5 protein-coding genes are annotated in these 4,437 nt (G+C 69.3%); 3 read left to right on the top strand and 2 right to left on the bottom strand.

Features of this window, described 5'->3' with window-relative positions:
- The 3 genes from CCS38_RS27155 to CCS38_RS27145 form a co-directional block, all read left to right on the top strand.
- A partial coding sequence (locus CCS38_RS27155; protein ID WP_223735959.1) for an ABC transporter substrate-binding protein occupies positions 1 to 1,143 on the top strand: 1,143 nt, incomplete at its 5' end.
- Between the two features lie 64 nt (positions 1,144 to 1,207).
- Entirely contained in the window at positions 1,208 to 2,101 is an 894-nt protein-coding gene (locus CCS38_RS27150; RefSeq protein WP_263302622.1) for an ABC transporter permease, read from the top strand.
- Between the two features lie 124 nt (positions 2,102 to 2,225).
- Positions 2,226 to 3,038: an ABC transporter permease gene (locus CCS38_RS27145; RefSeq protein ID WP_223735957.1), complete on the top strand. Its 813-nt coding sequence runs from the start codon at positions 2,226 to 2,228 to the stop codon at positions 3,036 to 3,038.
- 27 nt (positions 3,039 to 3,065) lie between these two features.
- On the opposite strand, the gene CCS38_RS27140 is transcribed toward CCS38_RS27145, so the two are convergent.
- Both CCS38_RS27140 and CCS38_RS27135 read right to left on the bottom strand, forming a co-directional pair.
- Complete coding sequence (locus CCS38_RS27140; protein ID WP_030250566.1) at positions 3,066 to 3,416, bottom strand: Mpo1-like protein; 351 nt, start codon at positions 3,414 to 3,416, stop codon at positions 3,066 to 3,068.
- Between the two features lie 47 nt (positions 3,417 to 3,463).
- A complete protein-coding gene (locus CCS38_RS27135; protein ID WP_223735956.1) occupies positions 3,464 to 4,324 on the bottom strand; it encodes a M15 family metallopeptidase in 861 nt (286 codons plus the stop codon).
- Between the last annotated feature and the right edge of the window lie 113 nt (positions 4,325 to 4,437).

Genomic DNA, 4,437 nt, shown 5'->3' with positions numbered 1-4,437 from the left:
TGCGGCTCCGGGGGGAGCGGGGGAGGCGGCGACGACCGGGGCAGTGGCTTCCGCGCACCGGACGTCCCCATGAAGAAGACGCTCGGCAAGGGGGAGGGCCAGGTCAACATCATCGCCTGGGCCGGCTACGCCGAGGACGGCTCCAACGACCCCAGGACCGACTGGGTCCACCCCTTCGAGAAGCAGACCGGCTGCAAGGTCAACACCAAGATCGCGGGGACCTCCGACGAGATGGTCTCGCTGATGAAGACCGGCCAGTACGACACGGTCTCCGCCTCCGGCGACGCCACCCTCCGCCTGATCGCCTCCGGCGACGCCGCCCCCGTCAACACCGAGCTCGTCCCGAACTACAAAGACGTCTTCGCGGGCCTCAAGAAGCAGCCGTTCAACTCCGTCGACGGGCAGATGTACGGCATCCCGCACGGCCGCGGCGCCAACCTCCTCATGTACCGCACCGACAAGGTCAAGCCGGCCCCCGACTCCTGGCGGGCCGTCTTCGAGGACGCCCCGAAGCACGCCGGCAAGGTCACCGCCTACGACTCGCCCATCTACATCGCCGACGCCGCGCTGTACCTGATGAAGACCGAGCCGCAGCTGGGCATCGAGAACCCCTACGCGCTGGACCAGAAGCAGCTGGACGCTGCCGTCGCGCTCCTGAAGAAGCAGCACGGCAACATCGGCGAGTACTGGAGCGACTACCAGAAGGAAGTCACCGCCTTCAAGGGCGGCGACAGCGTCATCGGCACCACCTGGCAGGTCATCGCCAACCTCACCAAGGCCGAGAAGGCCCCGGTCAAGGCCGTCCTGCCCAAGGAGGGCGCCACCGGCTGGTCGGACACCTGGATGGTCGCCGCCAAGGCCGAGCACCCCAACTGCGCCTACAAGTGGCTCGACTGGATCGTCTCGCCCAAGGTGAACGCCCAGGTTGCCGAGTACTTCGGTGAGGCCCCGGCGAACGCCGCGGCGTGCAAGGAGACGGCCGACCCCAAGCACTGCGCCACCTACCACGCCGATGACGAGAGCTACTACAAGCGCGTGCATTTCTGGACCACCCCCGTGAAGCAGTGCCTGGACGGCAGGACAAACGTGCAGTGCACCGACTACGCCCAGTGGACACGCGCCTGGACGGAGATCAAGGGCTGAGCGCGCCCCGGTGACCCCGGTGCCTTCGACTTCGGATACGTCGGCTTCGGAGACTTCCGCCTCGATGACTTCGACGACTTCTGCGACTTCTGCGACTTCGGCGAGTTCGGTGCCTGCGGGGCGCTCCCGCGCGGGGGCGCGGCTGAGACTGGCGGCGCTGCTCACGCCACCTCTGCTGTGGCTGGGCCTCGCCTACCTCGGCTCGCTCGCCGTGCTGCTCCTGTCCGCCTTCTGGACCACCGACAGCTTCACCTCCGACGTCGTCCGTATCTGGAACACCGACAACTTCCGCACCGTCCTCACCGATCCCGTCTACCGCACCATCACCTTGCGCACCCTCGGCGTCGCCGTCGCCGTCACCCTGATCGACGCCCTCCTCGCCCTGCCCATGGCCTTCTTCATGGCGCGGGTGGCGTCGGGGCGGTGGCGGCGCGCCCTGCTCGTGGCCGTGCTCATGCCCCTGTGGGCCGGCTACCTCGTCAAGGCGTACGCCTGGCGCGTCATGCTCGGCGAACACGGCCTGGTCAACGCGGTACTCGCCCCGCTCGGCCTGACCGGCCCCGGCTACGGCCTGCCCGCTGCCGTCCTCGTCCTCGCCTACCTCTGGCTCCCCTACATGATTCTCCCCGTCTTCGCCGCCCTGGGGCGGCTGCCCACCCCGCACCTGGAGGCATCCGCCGACCTCGGCGCCGGCGCCTGGCGCACCCTGCGCCTCGTCGTCCTGCCCGCCGTGCGCCCCGCCCTGCTCGCCGGCTCCGTCTTCACCTTCTCCCTCAGCCTCGGCGACTATCTGACCGTCCAGATCGTCGGCGGCCGCACCCAGTTGCTCGGCAATGTCATCGCGTCACAGGTGACTCTCGACCTCCCGCTGGCCGCCGCGCTCTCGGCCGTGCCGGTCGTGCTGGTCGTCTGCTACCTGGCGGCCGTACGGCGCGCGGGTGCGCTGGATTCACTGTGACCCCCTGTACTCAGTGCCGCGGTCCCCTGCTCAGCAGATTCCGTACTCAGCGTGGTGACCTTGTACTCACAGTGACAACGGGCCGCCGGACGCCCCGGTTCCCGCCACCGAGGAGGATTTTGAGGTGCATCTGACCCGCACCGCCCGCGTCGTGCTCGGCGTGCTCATGGCCGCCGGGCTGGCGGTCGTCCACGTGCCCCTGCTCCTGGTCCTCCTCAACTCCTTCAACGCCGACCGCTCCTTCGCCTGGCCACCCAGCGGGCTGACCGGTGAGTGGTGGGTCCGCGCCGCGCACAGCCAGGGCGTACGGGACGCCCTGTGGACGTCCCTGCAGGCCGGCCTCGCCGCCACCGGCATCGCGCTCGTCCTCGGCGTACTGGCCGCCTTTGCCGTTCACCGGCACCGCTTCTTCGGCCGGCAGACGGTCTCGTTCCTGGTCGTGCTGCCCATCGCGCTGCCGGGCATCGTCACCGGCATTGCGCTCAACGCGGCCTTCCGCACCGTCCTGGACCCGTTCGGCATCGGCTTCGGCCTGTTCACCGTGATCGTCGGCCATACGACCTTCTGCGTCGTCATCGTCTTCAACAACGTCGCCGCCCGGCTGCGCCGTATCGCGCCCTCGCTCGCCGAGGCATCCGCCGACCTGGGCGCCCGCCCCGCCCAGACCTTCCGCCACGTCACGCTGCCCGCGCTGCGCTCGGCCCTCTTCGCGGGCGCCCTGCTCGCCTTCGCGCTCTCCTTCGACGAGATCGTGGTCACCACGTTCACCGCGGGTCCGGGCACGAAGACGCTGCCCATCTGGATCTACGAGAACCTGGCCCGCCCGAACCAGGCCCCCGTCATCAACGTCGTCGCCGCTCTGCTCATCGCCCTGTCGGTGATCCCGGTGTACGTGGCCCAGCGGCTGTCGTCGGACTCGGCCGGGGGACGGCTCTGATCGCGGCGGGGAGGCGGCAGGAATGGCCTACTGGGCGTTCTCCGCGAGCCACTTGCGGGCGATCTCGTCCAGCTCGGCATCCCGGCCCGCGAGCATCATGCGGATCATCTGGGCATCACCGCGCAGCGACCAGGCCGGGTGTCCGAAGGTGGCCGGGTTGTTGCCTTCAATGAGGAAGTGCGCGGGCCAGGCCGTCCCGTAACCGATCAGCGGCAGCCCGAGCAGCAGCTTCCGGCGCCGCCGTATCAGCCCGTACGCCGAAACCGCGAGCCCGGTGAGCGTGCCCGTCAAGTGCACCCACCGGGTCGCGGCCTTGGAGTGCATCGCGACGTAGTACGGCCAGAAGTCCTCGTAGGTGGCGAATTCCCGTGTCGTCATGGGCGCACCGTAGTCCGGCGCGCGACGGCTGTCAGCGTCCGCAGTGGTCAGTGGCGTCCGGCGAGCGACTTCCGCGCGACGGGGAAGTCGAAGTACGTGTCGGGGAACGTCTCCGGCTGGTAGGTGAAGTGCCACCACTCGTTCTCGTAATTCACAAATCCGGTCTTCTCCAGCCCCTCCTTCAGAAGCAGCCGGTTCTTCCGCTGCTCTCCCTTGATGCGCGGGTCGAGGGTGTGCGCCAGGGTGTCGAAGCAGTCGAACCCGGTGCCCATGTCGAGCGAGTTGTCGGGGAACCGCTCGTCCTGCGGGCCGTAGCAGGGACGCAGCGGCTCACCGGGCACGTACGGGCGGGTCGGCAGCGCCGGCAGCTTCGCCAGGGTCAGGTCCACCGTGCTGCCCCGGCTGTGCCCGGACTTCTCTGCGATGTACCCGTCCTCGAAGAGCGTCGACTTGTCGACCTGTGGATAGAACTCGCCCTTCATGCGCTGGTCGTCCAGGTCCTTCGCCCACTCCACGAAGTGGTTCACCGCCCGCTGCGGCCGATAGCAGTCGTACACCTTCAGCGTGTAGCCCTCCTTGAGGAAGGCCACCTGCGCCCGGTGCAGTGCCTCCGCCGCGTCCCGCGTCAGGATGCACATCGGCTTCTGGTAACCGGTGACCGGTACGCCCAGGAAGTTGTGCGGCGTGTAGTACCGGATCTCCTGACGGATCGTCGGATCCACATCCCGCAGCGCCACGAACTCCTCGGGCGCCTTCGGGTCCTTGGCCCCCTCCGCCGGCACGGCCGGTGCAGAGGACGGCGTTCCGTCCGGCTGCTGGGCCTCGGCCCCCGAAGGCAGCGCGGCGACGGTGACCAGGGTGGCGGCGGTGACGGCGAGGCCGCGCAGCGCGGCAGCAAGTCTTGGCATGCCCATCGTCTACCAGGCCCGCCCCGGCCGGCGGAAGACCACCACGCGCCGCCGAAAGCGTTGCGCCCCGCCCGAACACCGCGTCAGCGCGCCGCCAACTCCACCCCCGCCGA

The sequence above is a fragment of the Streptomyces purpurogeneiscleroticus genome, from assembly GCF_020024005.1.
Lineage (GTDB): Bacteria > Actinomycetota > Actinomycetes > Streptomycetales > Streptomycetaceae > Streptomyces > Streptomyces purpurogeneiscleroticus.
This window is presented reverse-complemented; position numbering and strand designations above follow the sequence as displayed.